Below are 21,970 nucleotides of genomic sequence, written 5' to 3'. Positions count from 1 at the left end.
GGGTACTACGGGTGGATTCGCGACGCTCGACCGATTCGGACGCGTTGCGACGATTCGGTAGCGTTACGACGCGAACCCGATCGCGCCTACGGCATCGGCGGGCGGGAATGTTCGGTCAGCAACACGGTCGGCTGCCCCTCCACCCGGGTCAGCACCAGCCCGGCCGCGTGCGGGCCGGACAGCTTCAGGTCCTTGCGCAACTGGTCGGGCACGAGCGCGGAGCCCCGCTTGCGGATCTCCAACGTGCCGACGCCACGCTCACGCAGCAGCGCGCGCAGCCGCTTGAGCGAGAACGGCAGCACGTCGGTCACCCCCAGCCGCCGCGCGAACGGCGTGTCCACCGGGTCGTCGGTGTAGACGTACGCGATCTCCGGGTCACCCAGCCGCCCGCCGATCAGCGCGGCGAACTCGGCGACCAGGTGCGAGCGGACCACCGCCGGATCCGGGTCGTAGAACCACGCGCCGACCGGGCCGACCGGTGCCCGCTCGGTCCCCGTGCCGGTGAGCTCCCCGGTGCCGGCCAGGGTCGCCCGTCGGGGCACCCGCGCCAGCGGGCCGCACCAGAACGCCGCCTCCACCAGGTCGCCCCCGACGCTCACCCACTCGCCCTCCGCACCCGGCGGCAACAGCCCGTGATCGATGCCCGGGGCCAGCTTGAGCACGGTCCGCGGGACCCGCTCGGCCAGGCCGGCGATGAAGTCCCAGGGCGGTGAGTACGCCTTCGGGTCGAACACCCGGCCCCGGCCGGTCTGCCGCCGCGCCGGGTCGGCGAAGACCGCGTCGTACTTCTCCACCTCGACCGTGGTCGCGTCCGCGCAGGTGACCGTGATCAGGTCGGACAGGCCGGCGGCCGCGGCGTTGGCGGCGGCCAGCGCGGCGGTGAGGGGGTCGGCCTCCACGGCGTACACGGAGATGCCCTGCCGGGCCGCGGCGAGCGCGTCGGACCCCAGCCCGCAGCCCAGATCGGCGAGGGTCTCGACGCCGTGGGCGGCGAGCCGGGCCGCCCGGCGATCCGCGACCACGGCCCGGGTGGCCTGCTCCAGGCCGTGCCGGGTGAAGAACATCCGGGTGGCGTCCGAGCCGAACTTCACCGCCGCCCGGTGTCGCAAACTAGCCTGGGTGAGTGCGGCCGCGGCCAGCTCCGCGCCGAAGCCCCGGGCCCGTAACGCCGAGGCGGCGGCGAGCGGTTCGCCGTCGACGAGCACAGCCGCCGCGGCCAGGGCTTCCACCCCTTCGGGGGTCTGCAGCAGAGCGAGAAGTTCAGGGGTCACACCAGGCATTCTCCCCGGCGTGACAGGTTGGCACTCTGGTTGACGGAGTGCTAGTTCCGGCATAATCTCCGATTAGCACTCTCAACATGAGGGTGCCAGCCGCCCGGGCCTGGCCCGGGAGGTTAGGCACCAGGCGGACCGGCACCCGCGACGACGGCCCCGCCCGGTGGCATGAGGCATCTGACCGGCCTGTTTCATGGCCGGCGAAACCTGTACCCAGGAGGGTATGCCCGTGACTACCGCGACCAAGGTTGCGATCAAGCCGCTCGAGGACCGCATCGTGGTCCAGGCGAACGAGGCCGAGACCACGACGGCGTCGGGCATCGTGATCCCCGACACCGCCAAGGAGAAGCCGCAGGAGGGCACCGTCCTCGCTGTCGGCCCCGGCCGGATCGACGACAAGGGCAACCGCGTTCCGCTCGACGTCAAGGTCGGCGACGTGGTCCTCTACTCGAAGTACGGCGGCACCGAGGTCAAGTACGCCGGTGAGGAGTACCTGGTGCTCTCCGCCCGCGACGTCCTCGCGGTCATCGAGAAGTAAGACCTAACTGACTGCACAGACGCCCTGTTCCGATTCTCGGGGCAGGGCGTCGGTGCGTGAAGGGACCAATAAATGGCGAAGATTCTCAGCTTCTCTGACGACGCGCGGCACCTGCTGGAGCACGGCGTCAACACGCTCGCCGACACGGTCAAGGTCACTCTCGGCCCGCGCGGTCGCAACGTCGTCCTGGACAAGAAGTTCGGCGCTCCGACGATCACCAACGACGGTGTCACCATCGCCAAGGAGATCGAGCTCACCGACCCGTACGAGAACCTCGGCGCCCAGCTGGTCAAGGAGGTGGCGACCAAGACCAACGACGTCGCCGGCGACGGGACCACCACGGCGACCGTTCTCGCGCAGGCGCTGGTCCGCGAGGGCCTGCGCAACGTCACCGCGGGTGCCAACCCGATCGGCCTCAAGCGCGGCATGGACGTGGCCGCCGAGGCGGTCTCCAAGGCGCTGCTGGCCAAGGCCGTCGAGGTCGCCGACCACAAGGCGATCGCCAACGTGGCCACCATCTCGGCGCAGGACGCCACCATCGGCGAGCTGATCGCCGAGGCGATGGACCGGGTCGGCCGCGACGGTGTGATCACCGTCGAGGAGGGCTCGGCCATGCTGACCGAGCTCGAGGTCACCGAGGGTCTGCAGTTCGACAAGGGCTTCATCTCGCCGAACTTCGTGACCGACGCCGAGTCGCAGGAAGCGGTGCTCGAGGACGCGCACATCCTCATCACCACCCAGAAGATCTCCAGCATCGAGGAGCTGCTCCCGCTGCTGGAGAAGGTGCTGCAGACCGGCAAGCCGCTGCTGATCGTGGCGGAGGACGTGGAGGGCCAGGCGCTCTCCACCCTGGTGGTCAACTCGCTGCGGAAGACCATCAAGGTGGCCGCGGTGAAGGCCCCCGGCTTCGGCGACCGCCGCAAGGCGATCCTGCAGGACCTGGCGATCGCCACCGGCGGTGAGCTGATCGCCCCCGAGCTGGGTTACAAGCTCGACCAGGTCGGCCTCGAGCAGCTGGGCAGCGCCCGGCGCATCGTGGTCGACAAGGAGAACACCACCATCGTCGACGGTGGCGGGAACTCCGCCGACATCTCCGACCGGGTCTCGCAGATCCGCAAGGAGATCGAGGCGTCGGACTCCGACTGGGACCGCGAGAAGCTCTCGGAGCGGCTGGCCAAGCTCTCCGGCGGCATCGCGGTGATCAAGGTCGGCGCCGCGACCGAGGTCGAGATGAAGGAGCGCAAGCACCGCATCGAGGACGCCATCGCGGCGACCAAGGCGGCCGTCGAGGAGGGCACCGTCCCCGGCGGCGGCGCCGCCCTCGCGCAGGTCTCCAAGGACCTCGACGGCGGCCTGGGCCTGACCGGCGAGGAGGCGCTCGGCGTCGCCATCGTCCGCAAGGCGCTGGTCGAGCCGCTGCGCTGGATCGCGCAGAACGCCGGCCACGACGGCTACGTCGTGGTGGGCAAGGTGGCCGAGCTCGGCTGGGGCCACGGCCTCAACGCGGCCACCGACGAGTACGTCGACCTGGCCGCGGCCGGCATCATCGACCCGGTGAAGGTGACCCGCAACGCGGTCTCCAACGCCGTCTCGATCGCCGGTCTGCTGCTGACCACCGAGAGCCTCGTCGTGGAGAAGCCGGCCGAGTCGGCCCCCGCGGCCGCCGGTGGGCACGGCCACGGTCACGGGCACGGCCACCAGCACGGTCCGGGCTTCTGATCGGTTCTCAAAAGGGCGCGTCCTCCCGGGGGCGCGCCCTTGCCGTATCCGGAGGCTTCTCCGGGGCGTCAACGCCCTGCCAGGACCTCCACAGGGCGGCGTACGACCCTTCCGCGGCCACCAGCTCGTCATGCGACCCCAGCTCGGTGATCCGCCCGTTCTCCACCACCGCCACCCGGTCCGCGTCGTGCGCCGAGAAGAGCCGGTGCGCGATCGCCACCACGGTCCGCCCGTGCACCACCGCGGCCAGCGAGCGCTCCAGGTCCCGGGCCGCCCGGGGGTCCAGCAGCGCGGTCGCCTCGTCCAGCACCAGGGTGTGCGGGTCGGCGAGGACCAGCCGGGCCAGCGCGATCTGCTGCGCCTGAGCCGCGGTCAGCGGATGCCCTCCGTCGCCGACCACGGTGTCCAGGCCGTCCGGTAGCCCGTCCGCCCACTCCAGGGCGTGCACCGCGGCGAGCGCGGTCCGCACGTCCGGCTCCACGGCCCGCGGCCGGACCATCGCCACGTTCTCCCGCAACGTGCCGATGAAGATGTGGTGCTCCTGGCTGACCAGCGCCACCTCGGCACGCAACCGTTCCGGGGTGAGCGCGCCGAGCGGCACCCCGCCGACCGTGACGCTGCCCTCGGTGGGCTGATGGAGGCCGGCCAGCAGCCGGCCCAGGGTGGACTTGCCGGCGCCGGACGGGCCGACCACGGCGAGCCGCTCCCCCGGACGCAGGGTCAGCTCGACACCGTGCAACACCTCACGGCCCTCCACATAGCCGAAGCGCACGCCGCGCACCTCGATCCGGGTGCCGTCCGGCGCCGGCGTGCCCGGCCGGTCCACCTCGGGCGCGGCGGTCACCCCGAGCAGCCGGGCCAGCGAGGCGGCGCCGACCTGCAACTCGTCCAGCCAGGAGAGCAGCCGGTCGAGCGGGTGGATCAGCTGCTGGACGTAGACCACCGCGGCGGTCAGCTGGCCCAGGCTGACCGTGCCGCGCAGGTAGAGCCAGCCGCCGGTGAGCAGCGTCAGCACCATCGGCAGCACGTAGCTGACCTCGATCACCGGCCACCAGACGGTCCGCAGGAACAGCGTGTACCGCTCGGCCCGCCAGGACCGGCTCAGGTCCCGGTCGGTACGCGCGACCCGCTGCCCCTGGCGCCCCAGCGCCTCGACCGTGCGGGCGCCCTCGACCGTCTCGGCCAGTCCGTCGGTGACCTCCGAGTAGGCCGCGTTCTGCCGCAGGTAGCCGGACGGGGCGCGCCGGACGTACCAGCGGGTCCCGGCCACCGTGATCGGCACCCCGACCAGCAGCGGCGCGGCCAGCACCGGGCTCACCACGATCAGCGCGACCACCACCAAGCCGCCGGTGAGCACCGCGATCAACGTCTCCGGTACGGCCAGCCGGACGCATTTGGAGAGCGCGTCCACGTCCCGGGTGGTCCGGGTCAGCAGGTCCCCGGCCCCCGCCGACTCCACCGTCCCCAGCGGCAGGGTCAGCGCCCGGGCGATGAACTCCTCCCGGAGCTCGGCCAGCACCTGTTCGCCGAGCCGGGCCGAGGCCAGGTACGCGTACCGGATCAGCACCGACTGCAGCAGCACGAACCCGGCCAGCGCGGCGGCCAGCCGGTTCAGCTCGGCGGCGTGCCCCCCGCGCTGAACGACCTGCACCAGGTCGCCGAGCAGCCGCGGGCCGGACAGCCCGGCGACGGCGGCGAGCAGGTGCAGTCCGACAGCGGCCCGGAACATGCCGGGGTAGCGGCGGAACAGCGATCGGGCGTAGCGCCAGGCCTGGACGCGGCTGGCGACTGGTAGAGCAGGGCTCACGGCTGCTCCTCACGGAGCACCGCTCGGGCGTATCGTGGCTCCGATTTGAGCAGCTCGTGATGGGTTCCGGCGGCCACCACCCGGCCCTCTTCCAGGTAGAGCACCCGGTCGGCGTGGCCCAGCACGAGCGGGCTGGAGGTGCAGATGACCGTGGTGCGCCCGGCCCGTACGGCCCGGAGCCGCTCGGCGATCCGAGCCTCCGTATGCGCGTCGACCGCGTTGGTCGGCTCCACCAGGATCAGGATCTCCGGGTCCGCGACCAGCGCCCGGGCCAGCCGCAGCCGCTGCTGCTGGCCGCCGGAGAAGGTCCGGCCGCGCTCGGCCACCACACTGTCCAGACCGCGCGGCAGACTGTCCACGATGTCCTGCGCGGCCGCGGCCTCCAGCGCCGCCGGCAACCGACCGCTCCGGTACGGATCCAGGTCCGCCCGCAGCTGCCCGGAGAAGAGCCGGGCCTCGTTCTCCGCCACCAGGATCCGCTCCCGGACCACCGGCAGCGGCAGGGCGCCCAGTGGCACCCGGCCGAGCGTGGCGCCGTCGGCGTACCGGCCGAGCCGGTCCGCGATCCGGGCCGCGTCGGCCTGGTCCTCGGCCACGATCGCGGTCAGCCGGCCGGGGAGGACGCGCACCCCCGACTCCGGATCGGCCAGCTCCTCGCCGGGGGGCGGGATCGCGACGGGCGCGTCCGGCAGGTTCCTGGCGAGCTTGAGCATCTTCACCACCCGGCGGGCCGACACGTGCCCCCGGGTCAGCTTGTCGAGCGAGTCGGTGAGCTGCCGCAGCGGCGCGACCAGGAAGGCGGCGTAGGCGTAGAACGAGACCAGTTGGCCGACCGTGATCCGCTCCTCCGCGGCGAACCGGGCGCCCAGCCACGTGACCAGCACCAGGAACGTGCCGGGCAGCAGCACCTGGGCGGCTTCCAGCAGGGACTCGACGGTCGCCGTACGTACCCCCGCCGCGCGCAGCGCCTGGGACTGCGCGCGGTAGCGCGCCACCATGGTCGTCTCGCCGCCCACGCCGCGCAGCACCCGCAGCCCGGTCACCAGGTCGGCGGCCTGACCGGTGAGCCGGCCCTGCTGCTCCCGGTACAGCTGCTGGCGGGCGTGCAGCGGCTTGATCAGTCCACCCACGACGGCCATCAGCGCCGGCACACCGATCAGCACCACCATCCCGAGCGGGACCGAGGTGTGCAGCAGCAGCACGGTCACCGTGCCGACCGCGAGCAACGCTCCGGTGCCCCGGGAGGCGACGTCCACCGCCCCGCCGATGTGGGTGATGTCGGAGGTGCCGATCGCCACCACCTCGCCGGCCTCCAGCCGCCGCGGGAGCGACGAGCCGAGCCGGTTCGCCTGGCGCACGGTCACCTGCACGGTCCGGAAAGCGGCCGCGAGCCAGTTGGCCGTCTGGAGGCGGTGCCGGCTGATCCCGGTGAGCGCCTGCACCACGCCGACGGCGAGCAGCACGAGTCCCCAGCCGAGCAGCGCCCGGCCGCGCTCCTCGGCGGCCGCGTCGATGGCCCGGCCGACCATCGCCGGCACCAGCGACTGGAACCCCATCCAGGCGGCCGCGAGCGCGACCGCAGCGATGATCGTCATACGGGAGCGCCGGACCAGCCAGCTCAGAAAGCGGGTGGCGGACCGGGCATCGGGCAGGCCTGGGTCAGGAACGGGCAGTCTGCGCATCAGGTCCCGACGGTACGGCCGGGATGCCCGCGCTGCGACCACTCAGCGATCGACGGGGGTGAAATCCCAGACGTGCGGAGCGCGTGCCACCAGCTTGTCCGGCGGCGTCGGCAGGCTCTCCGGAGTATTTCGCCATTTGGTGATGACGACGATGCGATGATCCGTGGACGAATAGACGTCACTCGACACATGTTGTGGCAGGACCTCGAGTCCCGGCACCGCTGTGTCGCAGACCCAGCTCAGCAGCTCGTCGAAGCCGCTGCGCGAGGCCCGCACCTCCCACATCCGCGCGATCATGCTCGCTTCCTACCCTGGGACACTGACCGAGGTCAAACTCATCGCGGAATCCGCCGGCAGATCCAGGCGGCTCGGCGCGACGCCGGCCGCGACGAGGTGCGAGCCGAGAGCGGCGACCATCGCGCCGTTGTCGGTGCACAACTGCGGACGGGGTACGCGCACCACGATGCCGTGCCTGGCCGCCCGCTCCTCGGCGAGCACCCGCAGCCGCGAGTTGGCGGCCACGCCCCCGCCGATCACCAGCGTCCCCACGCCGTTGCTGACGCACGCGTCGATCGCCTTGGCGGTGAGCACGTCGCAGACCGCCTCCTGGAAGCTCGCCGAGACGTGCGCGATCGGCACCGGCTCGCCGGCCCGCTCGCGCGCCTCGACCCAGCGGGCCACCGCGGTCTTCAGCCCGGAGAACGAGAAGTCGAAACGGTGCTTGGCCTGGTCCTTCGGCGCGGTCAGGCCACGCGGGAAGGCGATCGATCCGGGGTCGCCGTCGCGGGCCGTCCGGTCGATGACCGGCCCGCCCGGGAAGCCCAGCCCGAGCAGCCGCGCCACCTTGTCGAACGCCTCACCGGCCGCGTCGTCGATGGTCGCGCCGAGCGGGGTCACCCCCGCGGTCAGGTCGTCGACCAGCAGCAGCGACGAGTGGCCGCCGGAGACGAGCATGGCCACCGCCGGCTCGGGCAGCGGGCCGTGCTCCAGGGTGTCCACCGCCACGTGGGCGGCCAGATGGTTGACGCCGTAGATCGGCTTCTCGGCGGCCAGCGCGTACCCCTTGGCCGCGGCGACGCCGACCAGCAGCGCGCCGGCCAGGCCGGGACCGCTGGTCACCGCGATCGCGTCGACGTCGGCCAGGGTGACACCGGCCTCGTCGAGCGCCCGCTGCATGGTCGGCACCAGCGCCTCCAGGTGTGCCCGGCTGGCCACCTCGGGCACCACACCGCCGAAGCGGGCGTGCTGGTCCACACTGGAGGCCAGCGCGTCGGCGAGCAGGGTGTGCCCGCGCACGATGCCGACTCCGGTCTCGTCGCAGGAGGTCTCGATCCCGAGGACCAGGGGCTCGTCACGCATCTCGCATCATCACCAGGGCGTCGGTGTTGCTGGGTTGGTAGTAGCCGCGCCGGATGCCGACGGGCTCGAAGTCATAGGTGGCGTAGAGCGTCTGCGCGGGACGGTTGTCGACCGCCACCTCGAGCAGGGTCTTGTGCACCTTCCGCCGGGCCGCCTCGCCGAGGAGATCCTCCAGCAGCGCGCGGCCGATGCCGAGGCGCTGGGCGTCACGGCGGACAGCGATGTTCTGCACCCAGGACTCGTCCTGATCCACAACGGACAGCCCGGCGTAGCCGAGGACCTCGTCGTCACGGGTCGCCACGACGTAGTGATGCCGCTGGGCCAGCTCGTTCCAGAACATCGCGGCCGACCATTTCTCGGCGCCGAAGAGATCCTCCTCCATCGGGAGGATCTCCTCGATGTGCCACCAGCGGAGCCGTTCGATGCGCATCAGGTCAGCACCGGCTTGCGGCCGGCCGGCTCGACCGCGTCGGGCCGGCGCAGGTAGAGCGGGGTGAGAATCTCGCTGGGCGCGGCTTCGCGGATCCGGTCGGCGGCGAGCGCCACCAGGGCGGCACCGGGCGGATAGAGCAGGTGCTCCTCCACGGGCAGACCGAAGACGTCGCCGTACTTCAGCGCACCCTCACCGGCCGCCTTGTCCGCGTTCACCGCGACATCGGCCGGCTTCGCCACATCAGGACCGGTTTCCCGTACGCCGTCGGCATACGTCGCGTGGTAGACCTCGCGCCGCCGCGCATCCGTGGCGATCAGCACGCGGCCCGGACCGGCGGCGCGGCCCAGCGCGTCCAGCGAACACACCCCGTACGTCGGGATGCCCAGCGCCTGGCCCATGCTCGCCGCCGTGGCCAGCCCCACCCGGAGGCCGGTGAACGGCCCCGGCCCCAGGCCGGCCACGATCGCGGTCAGGTCACGTGGCCGGAACCCGGCCTCCGCGAGCACCGCCGTGATCTCCGGCGCCAACTTCTCGCCGTGCGCCCGGGGATCGACGGTGCGGTTCTCCGCCACCCCGAACAGACCGTCCGCGGTGACCTCGACCAGCGCCGCCGTCGAAGCGGGCGTAGCGGTGTCCAGAGCGAGTACGAGCACGCTAGAAACCCTAGACGGTGGCCTGGGGGTCCCAGTTCACCACCGGGCGGCCACCGTCCGCGAGGGCTTTGTTGGCCGCGCTGAACGGGCGGCTGCCGAGGAAACCGGCAGGGTTCATCGGGCTCGGGTGGCCGGCCTCGACGACCGCGTGCACCGGGTTCGTGATCAGCCCGGCCTTCTTCTTCGCGTAGTTGCCCCAGAGCAGGAAGACGATCCGCTCGTTCCGCTCGTTCAGCGCGCGGATGGTGGCGTCGGTGAACGTCTCCCAGCCCTTGCCCGCGTGCGAGGCGGCCTTGCTGGCCCGGACCGTGAGCACCGCGTTGAGCAGCAGCACACCCTGCTGCGCCCACCCGGTGAGATTGCCGCTCTTCGGCGGGACGATGTTGACGTCCTCGGCGAGCTCCTTGAAGACGTTGCGCAGCGACGGCGGCACCCGGACCCCGTCACGCACGCTGAAGCTCAGCCCGTGCGCCTGCCCCGCGCCGTGGTACGGGTCCTGGCCCAGAATCAGCACCCGGGTCTGCTCCGGCAGGCACAGCCGGTACGCCGCGAACAGGTCCTCCACCGGTGGGTAGACCGTGTGCTCGGCGTACTCCGCGGCGACGAACTCGCCCAGCGTCGCCGTCGCCCGCTCGTCCAGGAAGGGTGCCAGCTCGGCGCGCCACTCGGTGGGAAGCAGCTCGGTCAGGTTCACATTCTCTCCAGTCGTCGGGCCCAGTCGCCGCCGTGCGGCACCAATTCGATCACTCGGGTGTCGTCGTCCAGCCGATCGATGCGGACGAGCAGATATTCGTCGTTCAATTGCTCGACCAGGCCGGCGCCCCACTCCACCACGGTGACCGCCTCGTCGGCGGAGGCGTCCAGGTCCAGGTCGTCGATCTCGGCGCGCGGGTCGGGTCGATCACCGAGCCGGTACGCGTCCGCGTGCACCATCGGCACCGGGCCGCCGTGCACCCGGGCGATCACGAAGGTGGGCGAGGTGATCGGCCCCCGCACCCCCAGCCCCGCGCCGATACCCTGCGCCAGCGCGGTCTTGCCGGCCCCCAGCGGCCCGGTGAGCAGCACCAGGTCACCCGGCCGCAGCACGGTGGCGAGCCGGCGCCCGAAGGCGTGGGTCTCCTCGACGGTGGTCAGCTTCACGAGATCTTCTCCAGGAACGGGATCAGGGCCGCGTTCACCTCGTCCGACTTCTCCAGCATCACCACGTGCCCACTGTTCTCGATCTTCAGCAGCTCGGCCTCGGGCAGCTGCTCGATGATCTCCTCCGAGTGGACCACCGGGGTCAGGTAGTCCCGGGTGCCGACAACCACCAGCACCGGCACGCCGCGCAGCGCGGAGAGAGCCGGCCGCCGGCTGTGCCGGTAGAGCGTGTTCAGGTACTTGGTGAGGGTCTCCACCGAGGTCTTCGAGTTCATGCTCTCGACGAAGGTGACCAGCGTCGGGCTGGGCCGGGTCTCGCCGAAGCCGTACCTCCGGGTGAGCAGCCAGGCCAGGTCGGAGGAGGCCACCCGGGCCCGGTCGATGGTGCCGCCGCCCAGCTTGGCCGCCCGGTCCCAGAGCGGGAAGAACGGCGCGCTGACCCGGGCCACCACGTTGCTCAGGCCCAGGGTGGCCTTGTCGAACAGGCCGGCCGAGGTGGACATCAGCACCACCCCGGTGACCCGGTTGCCGAACCACTCCGGGTACTGCTCGGCGAAGGCCATGATGGTCATACCGCCCATCGAGTGCCCGACCAGGATGATGTGGCCCTCCGGCACGGTCGCGTCGAGCACCGCGGCCAGCGAGCGGCCGAGCGCCGCGATGTCGTACGTCCCGGACTGCAGCTTGCCGGACCGGCCGTGCCCCGGCTGGTCGTAGAAGACCAGCCGGTGCTCGCCACGCTTGGCGAGCGCCTGGCGCTGGAAGTAGAAGGTGCCCATGTCCAGGGCGAACCCGTGCACGAAGACGATCGTCGGCTTCCCGCCCGATCGGCCCTTCGCCGGACGGACGATCTCGACATGCAGGTCGGTGCCGTCCGCCGCGGTGACCGTCGACTCCTCGTCGAACGGCTGGTCGCCGAAGGGCTCGTCGACATAGGGGTCGCCGGGCTTGTTGACCGAGCGACGCACCAGCGCCCGCTCCACGGCGAACGCGGTGGCCAGCCCGGCCGCCGCGACACCGACCACGGCTCCGGCTATCCCGGCCCGCTTGGCCACACGGGATCGGCTCACAAGATCTCCCCGGTGTAGACCCGCGGAACCCGGCTGCTACCGAAGCGGGTGACGATCTCGTAGTTGATGGTGCCGGTGGCGGCCGCCCAGTCGTCAGCGGTCGGGCCACCGTCGTCACCCGGCCCGAAGAGCGTCGCCACGTCCCCCACCATGACCGGGGCGTCACCGACATCGACCATCACCTGGTCCATGCAGACCCGGCCGGCGATCCGGGCGGTCGTGTCGCCGATGCGCACCGGGCCGGTGCTGGACGCGTGCCGGGGCACGCCGTCGCCGTAGCCCAGCGGCACCAAGGCCAGGGTCGTCTCGCGGGCGGTGTGGTACGTCAAGCCGTACGAAACGCCCTGGCCGGCCGGCACCCGCTTGGTCATGGTGACCCGGGCCCGGGCGGTCATCGCGGGCCGCAGCCCATACGTCTCACCGGGGATCGGCGACAACCCGTACGCCGCGATGCCGACCCGGACCAGGTCGAAGTGCGCGTCGGGCCGGGTCAGGGTGGCCGCCGAGTTCGCGATGTGGCGATAGTGCGGGGTCAAACCGTACTGCTTGGCCAGGGTGAGGCCGTCGGCGAAGGCGGCGAGCTGCCGGTCGATTGACTCGTGCCCCGGCACGTCGGCGCAGGCGAGGTGACTCCACACCCCGACGATCTCCACGTCGCCGCCGGCCTGCGCCTTGGCCGCCGCCTCGAACAGCGCCGGCCACTCGGCGGGCACCGCGCCGCCCCGGGACAGCCCGGTGTCCAGCTTCAGATGCACCCGGGCCGGCTCGCCGGCCCGGCGCGCGGCGGCGACCAGTTCGTCGATCAGGCCGGGGGTCGCGGCGCTCAGGTCGATGCCGGCCGTAATGCCCTCGTGCAGCGGCAGCCCGGGGGCGATCAGCCAGGAGAGCACGCGGGCCTCGATGCCGGCCCGGCGCAGCTCCAGCGCCTCGTCGAGGGTGGCCACCCCGAGCCAGGTCGCACCGCCGGCCACGGCGGCCCGGGCCGCCGGGACCATGCCGTGGCCGTATCCATCCGCCTTGACCGCGACCAGCACCTCGGCGGAGGTGCCGGCGCACAGCCGTGCGACGTTGTCCCGGATGGCGTCCAGATCGACGCGGACTTCGGCCTGCCACATGTCACCCACCCTACTGAGGGGTATGACAGTTCCCGCCGGACCGGGTGTCTACGCCACCAGCCGGGCCAGGACCGGACGGACCGCGGCGGCCACCTCCGGCGCTGTCGCCGGGCCGCCCAGCGCCGCGTGCCGGCCGGCCAGCCCGTGCACGTACGCCGCGGCCACCGCCGCCCGGACCGCCGGCAGCCCGGCCGCGAGCAGGGACCCGAGCAGGCCCGCCAGCACATCGCCGCTGCCCGCGGTGGCCAGTGCCGGGCTGCCGGTCGGGTTCGCCCAGATCTCGCCGCCCGGCGTCGCCACGATCGTCCGGTCGCCCTTGAGCAGCACGACCGCGTTGGTCCAGGCGGCCAGCCGGGCCGCGCCGGCCATCCGGTCGGCGCCCGGCTCCTCCCCGGCCAGCCGCTTGAACTCGCCGTCGTGCGGGGTCAGCACCAGCGGCGCGTCCCGGCGCAGGTCCTCGGCGTACTCCCCACCGACCAGCAGGGTGATCGCGTCCGCGTCCAGCAGCACCGGCACGGACGTGGCCAGCACGCTGCGCAGCGCGGTGCGCGCCTCGGCGGTGGTGCCCAGCCCGGAACCGCAGGCCCAGGCCTGCACCCGGCCGGCGTCGGCGACCTTCGGCGCGGCCACCACCGACGGGTGGGCGCGAACCACCTCCTGGTGGGCGCTGCCGGCGTAGCGGACCATTCCGGTCGGGCCGGCCAGCGCGCCGGCCGTGGAGAGCAGCGCGGCGCCCGGGTACCGGGCCGAACCGGTGGCCAGGCCGACCACGCCCCGGTTGTACTTGTCCGAGGCCGCCCCGGGACGTGGCCACCAGGCGGCGATGTCGGCGTCCTCGGCCACCCGGACCGCCGGGTCGGCGACCAGCACCGGGCCCAATCCGATGTCGACCAGCTCGACCTGACCGCAGCGGGCCGCGGCCGGGCCCACCACGTGGGCCGGCTTCAGGCAGCCGAAGGTGACCGTGACGTCGGCGGTCACCGCGTCGCCCGGAACGTGACCGGTGTCCACCGTGACCCCGCTGGGCACGTCGACGGCGACCACGACGGCCCGCTGACCCGTACGCCCGCGCAGGTCACCGATGCTCTTCACGATGGCGGCGGCCAGGGGCCGCAGACCGCCGGAGGCGCCGATCCCGACGATCCCGTCCAGCACCAGGTCGGAACGGGTCGGCAGGTCGACGGTGGTGAAGCCGCCGGCCTGGCGCAGCGCGGCGAGCCCGGCCAGGTGCACCCGGTCGGGGCTGAGCAGCAGGGCCCGCACCTGCGCGCCGCGGGCGGCCAGCATGGCACCGGCGTAGAGCGTGTCGCCGCCGTTGTCGCCGCTGCCGACCAGCAGCAGCACCCGGGCGCCGTAGACGCCGCCGGTGGCCTCCAGCAGCAGCGCACAGCGCCGGGCGAGGCCGGTCGCGGCGCGCCGCATCAGCGTCCCCTCCGGCAACGTCGCCATCAGCGTCTTCTCCGCCGCGCGTACATCGGCGACGCGCCATGCCTGCCGCATCTCTCCCCCTATGTCTCAGCGACCACCATCGCGGACGCGATCCCGCCGTCGTGCGACAGCGACAGGTGCCATCGGTTGATGCCGCGCTCGGACGCGGCGGCGGCGACCGTACCGGAAACGGTCAACCAGGGCCGGCCGTCCGGGTCGGTGACGATCTCGCAGTCGTGCCAGCGCAGCCCGGCCGGCGCGCCGAGCGCCTTCGCCACCGCCTCCTTGGCGGCGAACCGGGCGGCCAGCGACTCCGGCGAACGGGGGTTGCCCGAGCCGGTCAGCCGCTCCGCCTCGGTGAACAGCCGGTCGCTGAGGAGCGGGGTCCGGTCCAACGCCCGGGCGAAGCGGTCCACCAAGACGACGTCGATGCCGACAGACACGATCACAACGGACACCCTAACGGTCACCCAACGCCTGTGGACAAGCTGCGGAGCGTTGTCCACAGGCCGTCCCGGCGGCCCGGAGATCGGCCTACCGTCGGCGCGTCCGTTCCCCCGGAGCCCAGGAGGCGACCGCCATGAATCCCGATCTCGACGTCGACGCCGCGGCCCTGCGGGACGCCGCCACCTCGATCGAAGCGACGGCGTCCCGGGTGCGGGAAGCGGTGGCCGCGGCGCCGTCACCGGTGCCGGGTCCGAGCTGGGCGACGACCGGCGCCGCCGGCTCGGCCGCGGACACGGCCGAGCGACGATTGCGCGAGCTCGGCACGGATCTCTCGGAGACCGCACAACAGATCAAGAACACGATCACGGCGTACGGGGACGCCGACGCCCGGGCCGCGACGCGTCTCGGGGCGACCCGATGAGCGTCGCCGTGACCTACGCGCGGCTCCGCGTCACCGACCCGGCCCGCTGGTCCGCCGCCGCACTCGCCTGGCGGCGCTGGGCGGCGCTGGCCGGCGTGCTCTGCGGGGAGTGCGGCCCGCTGGTCGAGAGGCTGCGCGCGGCCTGGACCGGCGCCGCCGCCGACGCCGCGGTCGCCGTGCTCAGCGCGTTCCGCCGCCGGCTGCTGTTGTTCCGGCTGCTCTGCTGGCGGGCCGACCAGGTGCTGAGCGAATTCGCCGCGGCGCTGGCCCGGGCCCGCGCGCTGCTCGACCGGGCTCGCACCGCCGCCGGCACCACCGAGCCGGCGATCGACGGGTCCGGCCCGGGCGCCGCCGACCTGACCAGCGCTCTGCGGGTGGCGGCCGACGCTGACGAGAGCGCCGCCGCCCGCCTGGCCGAGCTCGCCGTCGTCCCGGTCGCTCCGAGCGGGACCGGACGCCCCGACTGCACGGCCACCCCGGCGCGGGTGCGGCAGTGGTGGGACGGGTTGTCCCCGGCCGAGCGGATGTGGCTGCTGGCCGCCGAGCCGGGCACGGTCGCCGGCCTGGACGGGATCCCGGTCGCCGATCGGGACCTGGCCAACCGGCTGCTGCTGGCCGACAAGCGCGACTACCTGCGGCGCACCGGCGGGGACGCGGGCGAGCTGCGCGGGTTGGACCGGCTGGCCGCCCGGCTGGAGGACGACAAGGGTCCGCGGGCGTACCTGATGGGGCTGGACATCGCCGGCGACGGCCGCGCCGTGGTCGCCCTAGGTGACCCGGACCGCGCGGCGAACGTGCTCACCCATGTGCCCGGGATGACCGCCGACCTGGCCTCGCTCGGCGGTGAGCTGACCCGGGCCGAGCGGGTCGCCGCCCGCGCCACCGAGCTGGGCCCGCGGGCGGCGACCAGCGCCGTGCTCTGGCTGGACTACGACGCGCCGGACTTCCTTCACGAAGCCTGGTCGGCGCGGCAGGCCGAGGACGCCGCGGCCGGGCTGCGGCGATTTCAGGAGGGGCTACGGGCCACCCACGACGGGCCGGCCGCGCGGCAGACCGTGCTCGGGCACAGCTACGGGTCGCTGGTGGTGGGCAAGGCCGCGACCGGTGCGCTGGACGCGGACCGGGTCGTCTTCGTCGGCTCACCCGGGGTCGGCGTCGACTCGGCGGCGGGGCTGCGCCTACCGGCCGACCGGATCTTCGCCTCGACGTCCGCGAGCGACCCGATCCAGTGGCTCGCGGTGTCGCCGGGTTCGGCGCTGCCCGGCCCGTTGCCGAAGATGCCCGGGCCCTCCGATGACCTGTGGTTCGGGCACGACCCGAGCGATCCCGCCTTCGGCGCGCGGGTCTTCAGGAGCCAGCGGGACGGCGGCCACCTGGGCTACTGGGATCGCGGCAAGCCGGCCCTGGACTCGCTGGCCGCCATCGCCCTGGGTGGGACGCCGTGACCGGTTGCCGGGCCGTCGCCCGGCAACCGGTCCGAGAATCATTCGACGGTGACCGACTTGGCCAGGTTGCGCGGCTGGTCCACGTCGTGGCCACGGGCGGCGGCGATCTCGCAGGCCATGATCTGCAGCGGCACGGTCGTCATCAGCGGCGCGAGCAGGGTCGGCGTCGGCGGCACCACGATCAGGTGGTCGGCGAAGGCGCGGACATCCTCGTCGCCGTCCTCGGCGATCACGATGGTCCGGGCACCCCGGGCCCGGACCTCCTGGATGTTGGAGACGACCTTGTCGCGCATGACGCCGCGACCGGCCGGGGACGGCACCACGCAGACCACCGGGGTGCCCTCGTCGATCAGCGAGATCGGGCCGTGCTTGAGCTCACCGGCCGCGAAGCCCTCGGCGTGCATGTAGGCGAGCTCCTTGAGCTTGAGCGCGCCCTCCAGGGCCACCGGGAAGCCGACGTGCCGGCCGATGAAGAGGATCGTCGAGGCGGTCCGCAGGTCGCGGGCCAGTTCCCGGACGTCCTCCATGCCGGCCAGCAGCGTACGCAGGCTGTCCGGGGTGTTCTGCAGCTTCTCGACCACGGCGGCGACCTCGTCGGCGTACATCACGCCGCGGACCTGCGCCAGGTGCAGACCGATCAGGTAGCAGGCGACCAACTGGGTGAGGAAGGCCTTGGTCGAGGCGACCGCGATCTCCGGCCCGCCGTGGGTGTAGAGGACGGCGTCCGACTCACGCGGGATGGTGGAGCCGTTGGTGTTGCAGATGGCGAGCACCCGGGCCTTCTGCTCCTTGGCGTGCCGCAGCGCCATCAGGGTGTCCATGGTCTCGCCGGACTGGCTGATCACGATCACCAGGGTCGAGCGGTCCAGGATCGGGTCGCGGTAGCGGAACTCGCTGGCCAGCTCCACCTCGCAGGGAATGCGCACCCAGTGCTCGATGGCGTACTTGGCGACCATGCCGGCGTGGTACGACGTTCCGCAGGCCACGATGAACACCTTGTCCACGTCCCGCAGATCCTGGTCGGTGAGCCGCACCTCGTCCAGGATGATCTCGCCGCGCTCGCTCAGGCGCCCGAGCAGGGTGTCCGCGATGGCCTGCGGCTGCTCGGCGATCTCCTTGAGCATGAAGTACTCGTAGCCACCCTTCTCGGCGGCGGACAGGTCCCAGTTGACGTGGTACTCCTGCCCGGTCGCCGGGGCGCCGTCGAAGTCGGTGATCTCGATGCTGGTCGGGGTGATCAGGACGACCTGGTCCTGACCGAGCTCGATCGCTTCCCGGGTGTGCTCGATGAACGCCGAGACGTCGCTGGCCAGGAAGTTCTCCCCGTCGCCGCGACCGACGACCAGCGGCGAGTTGCGCCGGGCCGCGACCACCGCGTCGGGCACCTCGACGTCGACCGCGAGCAGCGTGAACGCGCCCTCGAGCCGGCGCACGACGCGCCGCATGCCCTCGGCGAGCAGCGCGGGGCCGCCCTCCGCACCGGCCGCGCGCAGCGTACGCATCTCGGCGGCGAGCAGGTGCGCCGCGCACTCGGTGTCGGTGTCGCTGCTGAACTCGATGCCGTCGGCCTCAAGCTCGGCGCGCAGCCGGGAGAAGTTCTCGATGATGCCGTTGTGGATGACGGCGACCCGGCCGTCGGCCGAGAGGTGCGGGTGGGCGTTGCGGTCGGTCGGCCCACCGTGGGTGGCCCACCGGGTGTGCCCGATACCGGTCCGGCCGTCGGCGATGCCGTCAGCGGCCCGCTCCGCGAGAGCCTTCTCGAGATTGGCCAGCTTGCCGGCCCGCTTTCCGGTCCGGAGCGCGCCGTTGTCGATGACGGCGACGCCCGCCGAGTCATATCCCCGGTACTCCAGCCGTCGGAGGCCATCGAGAACGATGCTCAGAGCCGGGCGATTGCCTACGTATCCCACGATCCCACACATGCGGCGCAGCGTAGCCGACTTTTGCGCAAACGTCATGCTCGGGAGGCAGTCTTCTGCGCATCGTACGTGATCGAAAATATTGACCGCCAGCCCGGGCGCGCGGGTCGGCGACACGGGAGTGCGGCCCTGGCGTACCGTCGGCGCAGGCCCTGCCAGTGGCTCCGCCGGGAGGATGAGATGAGCGATCAGCGCGAGCCGCGGTGGGAGCCGTCCCCGGACTATCCGCCGACCTCTGAGTTTCCGCCGGTCGGGTATGGGCCGGAGAGCTCGTATCCGGGTCAGCAGCCCCCACCCGGACCCGCCGGACACCCCGGTTACGGCCCGCCGCCCCCGCGCCGCAGCAACACCCCGCTGATCGCCCTGATCCTCGCCGTCACCCTGCTGCTCTGCGGCGGCGTGGTGACCGTCAGCGTGCTGCTGGTCCAGCGGGCCACCGACAAGGCCAAGGACGCGGTGCAAAAAATCCCCGACATCGTGCCGACGAAGACGCCCGAGGTCCTGCCCAGCGACCTGCCGGCCATCCCGGGTCTCACCGACGGCGAGCCGATCACGGTGAAGTACGAGGTCACCGGAGACGGCCCGGCCACCGTCATCTACACCGAAAAGCTGGGCCTGCCGAAGACGGTCAACGAGGCGAAGCTGCCGTGGAAGCTGTCGGTGACCATGGAGGGCCTGTCGTTCGTCTCGGTGTCGGCGGTGCGGACCTCGCTGACCGACGGCAGCATCACCTGCCGGGCCACGATCGACGGCAAGACCGTGTCCGAGCACACCGCCTCCGGGGTCGGCGCCACGGCCACCTGCAACAAGCTGACGTTGTTCAACTGAAGCCGACAAGGAGCACGGTGAACTCCGACCCGCTTATCGAGCGGATGCGCCCGTTCGGGACCACGATCTTCAGCGAGATGTCCGCGCTCGCCGTCCGCACCGGTGCGGTCAACCTCGGGCAGGGCTTCCCGGACACCGACGGCCCGCCGGAGATGCTGGCCGCCGCCGCACAGGCCCTGGCCGACGGCGCCAACCAGTACCCGCCGCTGCCCGGCATCCCGGTGCTGCGGCGCGCGATCACCGAGCACGAGCAGCGGTTCTGGGGACTGACCCGGGATCCGGACACCGAGGTCGTGGTCACCGCCGGCGCCACCGAGGCGATCGCGGCGACGATCCTGGCCCTCTGCGAGCCGGGTGACGAGGTGGTCTGCTTCGAGCCGTACTACGACTCGTACGCGGCCTCGATCACCCTGGCCGGGGCCGTCCGGCGGCCGGTCACCCTGCGGCCGGAGCCGGACGGGCGGTACCGGTTCGACGAGGCGGAGTTGCGGGCCGCGTTCGGGCCGCGGACCCGGCTGGTGCTGCTCAACTCGCCGCACAACCCGACCGGAAAGGTCTTCACCCCCGACGAGCTGGCTCTGATCGCCGGGCTCTGCCAGGAGTACGACACCTACGCCGTCACCGACGAGGTGTACGAGCATCTGGTGTTCGGGGTGCCGCACACCCCACTGGCCACCCTGCCCGGGATGCGCGAGCGGACCCTGCGCATCTCGTCGGCCGGCAAGACGTTCTCCTGCACCGGCTGGAAGGTCGGCTGGGCCACCGGACCGGCCCGCCTGGTCTCCGCGGTGCTCCGGGTCAAGCAGTTCCTGACCTTCGTCAACGCGTCGCCGCTGCAACCGGCCGTCGCGGTCGCCCTGGGCCTGCCGGACTCCTACTTCAGCGGCTTCACGGCCGGGCTGCGGGCCAACCGGGACCGGCTGGTGGCCGGGCTCACCGAGGCCGGCTTCGGGGTGCTGCCGCCGGAGGGGACGTACTTCGTGACCGCCGACATCCGGCCGCTGGGCGGGACCGACGGCGTCGAGTTCTGCCGTGAGCTGCCCGGCCGGTGCGGCGTTGTGGCGGTGCCCACCCAGGTCTTCTACGACCACCGGGAGGCGGGGCGGCACCTGATCCGGTTCGCCTTCTGCAAGCGTCCGGAGGTCGTCGACGAGGCGGTGGAGCGCCTGAGGAAACTGGCCCCCGGGGTCCCCAGGGGCCAGTGAGACGTCAGACGGGGCTCGCCGCCCGGACCTCGTCGGCGATCCGCTCGGCCACGGTGCGGGCCTTCTCCTCGGTCGCGGCCTCGACCATCACCCGGACCAGCGGCTCCGTCCCGGAGGGGCGCAGCAGCACCCGTCCGGTCTCGCCCAGCTCGGCCTCGGCCAGTGCCACCGCGGCCTGCACGGTCGGCGCGGCCGCCCCGGCCTCCCGGTTGCCGACCTTGACGTTGATCAGCGACTGCGGCAGCCGGTGCACCACGGCGGCCAGGTCGGCCAGCGACTTGCCGCTCGACGCCAGCTGCGCCATCAGGTGCAGGCCGGTCAGCACGCCGTCGCCGGTGGTGGCGAAGGCCGGCATCACGATGTGCCCGCTCTGCTCGCCGCCCAGCGCCAGGCCGCCGCTCTGCAGCTCCTCCAGCACGTACCGGTCGCCGACCTTGGTCTCGATCAGCTTGATGCCGGACTGCTTCATCGCGATCCGCAGACCCAGGTTGCTCATCACGGTCGCGACCAGGGTGTCCCCGGTCAGCGTGCCGGCGTCGCGCATGGCCAGCGCCAGGATCGCCATGATCTGGTCGCCGTCCACCACGTCACCGGCGGCGGTGACCGCCAGGCAGCGGTCGGCGTCCCCGTCGTGCGCCAGGCCCAGGTCGGCACCCTCGCGCAGGACCGCCTCGCGGACCTCGTCGAGGTGCGTCGAGCCGCAGTTGTCGTTGATGTTCAAGCCGTCCGGCTCGGCGTGGATCGCGATCACCTCGGCGCCCGCTTCGCGGTACGCCACCGGGCCGGCCTCACTGGCCGCGCCGTTCGCGCAGTCCACCACGACCTTGATGCCCTCGAGGCGGTTCGGGATCGACTCGACCAGGTGCTTGATGTAGTGCTCGGCGCCGTCCAGCAGGTCGTGCACCCGCCCGATCCCGGCGCCGGTGGGCCGCCCGACCAGGCCGTGCCCGTCCTCGATGGCCTTCTCGATCCGCGCCTCGAGCTCGTCCGGCAGCTTCTGGCCACCGGCGGCGAAGAGCTTGATGCCGTTGTCCGGCATGGGGTTGTGCGATGCGGAGAGCATCACACCGAGATCGGCACCGGTCTGCCCCACCAGGTACGCGACTGCGGGCGTCGGCAGCACCCCGACCCGGACCACGTTGGCTCCCGCGCTGGTCAGGCCGGCGACGACCGCCGCCTCCAGCATCTCGCCACTGGCCCGCGGGTCACGCCCGACGATCGCGAGCGGCTGATGGCTGCTGTCGCTCTCGACCAGGACCCGGGCGGCCGCGACCGCGACCGAGAGGGCCAGTTCCGGGGTGAGCAGGTCGCCGTTCGCAAGACCGCGAACGCCGTCGGTGCCGAAGAGTCGCCCCATGGCGGCTTCCTTTCGCCGGTGACACGTGCCCTCAAGCGTGCATCACCATGCGGCCAGGGCGAGAGTACCGGAACGGCTAGTTGGGGGGAGGGGGGTCTTGCCAAAATCAAGTTGCCGAAAAACCAAGACG

General features: G+C 72.5%; 21 protein-coding genes. 6 read left to right on the top strand and 15 right to left on the bottom strand.

Annotated elements, in window-relative coordinates:
* Window positions 1-86: 86 nt before the first annotated feature.
* A complete protein-coding gene (locus CHC09_RS11000) occupies window positions 87-1,280 on the bottom strand; it encodes a THUMP-like domain-containing protein (RefSeq protein WP_179277033.1) in 1,194 nt (397 codons plus the stop codon).
* Window positions 1,281-1,497: 217 nt separating this feature from the next.
* On the opposite strand from CHC09_RS11000, the gene groES reads away from it, so the two are divergent.
* Both groES and groL read left to right on the top strand, forming a co-directional pair.
* Window positions 1,498-1,812: a co-chaperone GroES gene (groES, locus tag CHC09_RS10995; RefSeq protein WP_014440794.1), complete on the top strand. Its 315-nt coding sequence runs from the start codon at window positions 1,498-1,500 to the stop codon at window positions 1,810-1,812.
* Window positions 1,813-1,884: 72 nt separating this feature from the next.
* Complete coding sequence (groL, locus tag CHC09_RS10990) at window positions 1,885-3,531, top strand: chaperonin GroEL (RefSeq protein ID WP_089292921.1); 1,647 nt, start codon at window positions 1,885-1,887, stop codon at window positions 3,529-3,531.
* A 7-nt stretch (window positions 3,532-3,538) separates the two neighbouring features.
* On the opposite strand, the gene CHC09_RS10985 is transcribed toward groL, so the two are convergent.
* The 12 genes from CHC09_RS10985 to CHC09_RS10930 are packed head-to-tail and all read right to left on the bottom strand — an operon-like array spanning window position 3,539 to window position 14,667.
* Window positions 3,539-5,338 (bottom strand): ABC transporter ATP-binding protein, encoded by a 1,800-nt coding sequence (locus CHC09_RS10985; protein WP_089292920.1) that lies wholly within the window; start codon window positions 5,336-5,338, stop codon window positions 3,539-3,541.
* On the bottom strand, window positions 5,335-7,020 hold the full coding sequence (locus tag CHC09_RS10980) for an ABC transporter ATP-binding protein (RefSeq protein ID WP_089293192.1): 1,686 nt from the start codon (window positions 7,018-7,020) through the stop codon (window positions 5,335-5,337). Before CHC09_RS10980 ends, CHC09_RS10985 begins: the two co-directional genes overlap by 4 nt.
* Before the next feature lie 42 nt (window positions 7,021-7,062).
* Window positions 7,063-7,317 carry a hypothetical protein gene (locus CHC09_RS10975; protein WP_089292919.1) on the bottom strand — a complete coding sequence of 85 codons (255 nt, stop codon included), beginning with the start codon at window positions 7,315-7,317 and terminating at the stop codon, window positions 7,063-7,065.
* Window positions 7,318-7,326: 9 nt separating this feature from the next.
* A complete protein-coding gene (gene tsaD, locus CHC09_RS10970; protein WP_089292918.1) occupies window positions 7,327-8,379 on the bottom strand; it encodes a tRNA (adenosine(37)-N6)-threonylcarbamoyltransferase complex transferase subunit TsaD in 1,053 nt (350 codons plus the stop codon).
* Window positions 8,372-8,809 carry a ribosomal protein S18-alanine N-acetyltransferase gene (rimI, locus tag CHC09_RS10965; protein ID WP_089292917.1) on the bottom strand — a complete coding sequence of 146 codons (438 nt, stop codon included), beginning with the start codon at window positions 8,807-8,809 and terminating at the stop codon, window positions 8,372-8,374. The genes tsaD and rimI overlap by 8 nt, the downstream gene beginning before the upstream one ends.
* Window positions 8,809-9,465, bottom strand: a complete 657-nt coding sequence (gene tsaB / locus CHC09_RS10960) for a tRNA (adenosine(37)-N6)-threonylcarbamoyltransferase complex dimerization subunit type 1 TsaB (RefSeq protein WP_089292916.1) — start codon at window positions 9,463-9,465, stop codon at window positions 8,809-8,811. Before tsaB ends, rimI begins: the two co-directional genes overlap by 1 nt.
* Window positions 9,466-9,475: 10 nt before the next feature.
* Window positions 9,476-10,159, bottom strand: a complete 684-nt coding sequence (ung, locus tag CHC09_RS10955; protein ID WP_089292915.1) for a uracil-DNA glycosylase — start codon at window positions 10,157-10,159, stop codon at window positions 9,476-9,478.
* Entirely contained in the window at window positions 10,156-10,605 is a 450-nt protein-coding gene (tsaE, locus tag CHC09_RS10950) for a tRNA (adenosine(37)-N6)-threonylcarbamoyltransferase complex ATPase subunit type 1 TsaE (RefSeq protein WP_089292914.1), read from the bottom strand. The genes ung and tsaE overlap by 4 nt, the downstream gene beginning before the upstream one ends.
* Entirely contained in the window at window positions 10,602-11,675 is a 1,074-nt protein-coding gene (locus CHC09_RS10945) for an alpha/beta fold hydrolase (protein WP_089292913.1), read from the bottom strand. The genes tsaE and CHC09_RS10945 overlap by 4 nt, the downstream gene beginning before the upstream one ends.
* Window positions 11,672-12,790: an alanine racemase gene (alr, locus tag CHC09_RS10940; protein WP_089293191.1), complete on the bottom strand. Its 1,119-nt coding sequence runs from the start codon at window positions 12,788-12,790 to the stop codon at window positions 11,672-11,674. The genes CHC09_RS10945 and alr overlap by 4 nt, the downstream gene beginning before the upstream one ends.
* 48 nt (window positions 12,791-12,838) lie before the next feature.
* A complete protein-coding gene (locus CHC09_RS10935; protein WP_143232282.1) occupies window positions 12,839-14,290 on the bottom strand; it encodes an NAD(P)H-hydrate dehydratase in 1,452 nt (483 codons plus the stop codon).
* 8 nt (window positions 14,291-14,298) lie between these two features.
* Complete coding sequence (locus tag CHC09_RS10930; protein WP_089292912.1) at window positions 14,299-14,667, bottom strand: holo-ACP synthase; 369 nt, start codon at window positions 14,665-14,667, stop codon at window positions 14,299-14,301.
* Window positions 14,668-14,798: 131 nt separating this feature from the next.
* Here CHC09_RS10930 and CHC09_RS10925 point away from each other — a divergent pair, with 131 nt between their 5' ends.
* Together CHC09_RS10925 and CHC09_RS10920 are read left to right on the top strand one after the other, a co-directional pair.
* Entirely contained in the window at window positions 14,799-15,086 is a 288-nt protein-coding gene (locus CHC09_RS10925; RefSeq protein ID WP_089292911.1) for a type VII secretion target, read from the top strand.
* Window positions 15,083-16,531 carry an alpha/beta hydrolase gene (locus CHC09_RS10920; RefSeq protein WP_089292910.1) on the top strand — a complete coding sequence of 483 codons (1,449 nt, stop codon included), beginning with the start codon at window positions 15,083-15,085 and terminating at the stop codon, window positions 16,529-16,531. The genes CHC09_RS10925 and CHC09_RS10920 overlap by 4 nt, the downstream gene beginning before the upstream one ends.
* A gap of 38 nt (window positions 16,532-16,569) precedes the next feature.
* Here the strand turns inward: CHC09_RS10920 and glmS are convergent, their stop codons facing one another.
* On the bottom strand, window positions 16,570-18,453 hold the full coding sequence (glmS, locus tag CHC09_RS10915; RefSeq protein ID WP_089292909.1) for a glutamine--fructose-6-phosphate transaminase (isomerizing): 1,884 nt from the start codon (window positions 18,451-18,453) through the stop codon (window positions 16,570-16,572).
* A gap of 177 nt (window positions 18,454-18,630) precedes the next feature.
* Between glmS and CHC09_RS10910 the strand changes: the two genes are divergently transcribed.
* Together CHC09_RS10910 and CHC09_RS10905 are read left to right on the top strand one after the other, a co-directional pair.
* A complete protein-coding gene (locus CHC09_RS10910) occupies window positions 18,631-19,278 on the top strand; it encodes an MmpS family transport accessory protein (RefSeq protein WP_089292908.1) in 648 nt (215 codons plus the stop codon).
* 17 nt (window positions 19,279-19,295) lie between these two features.
* Entirely contained in the window at window positions 19,296-20,483 is a 1,188-nt protein-coding gene (locus tag CHC09_RS10905; RefSeq protein WP_089292907.1) for a pyridoxal phosphate-dependent aminotransferase, read from the top strand.
* A gap of 4 nt (window positions 20,484-20,487) precedes the next feature.
* Here the strand turns inward: CHC09_RS10905 and glmM are convergent, their stop codons facing one another.
* A complete protein-coding gene (glmM, locus tag CHC09_RS10900) occupies window positions 20,488-21,840 on the bottom strand; it encodes a phosphoglucosamine mutase (protein WP_089292906.1) in 1,353 nt (450 codons plus the stop codon).
* Window positions 21,841-21,970: the final 130 nt, after the last annotated feature.

Origin of the sequence: Actinoplanes regularis, assembly GCF_900188005.1 — a bacterium.
Lineage (GTDB): Bacteria > Actinomycetota > Actinomycetes > Mycobacteriales > Micromonosporaceae > Actinoplanes > Actinoplanes regularis.
The sequence above is the reverse complement of the archived record's forward strand: the minus strand, read 5'-3'. Positions and strand labels throughout refer to the sequence as shown.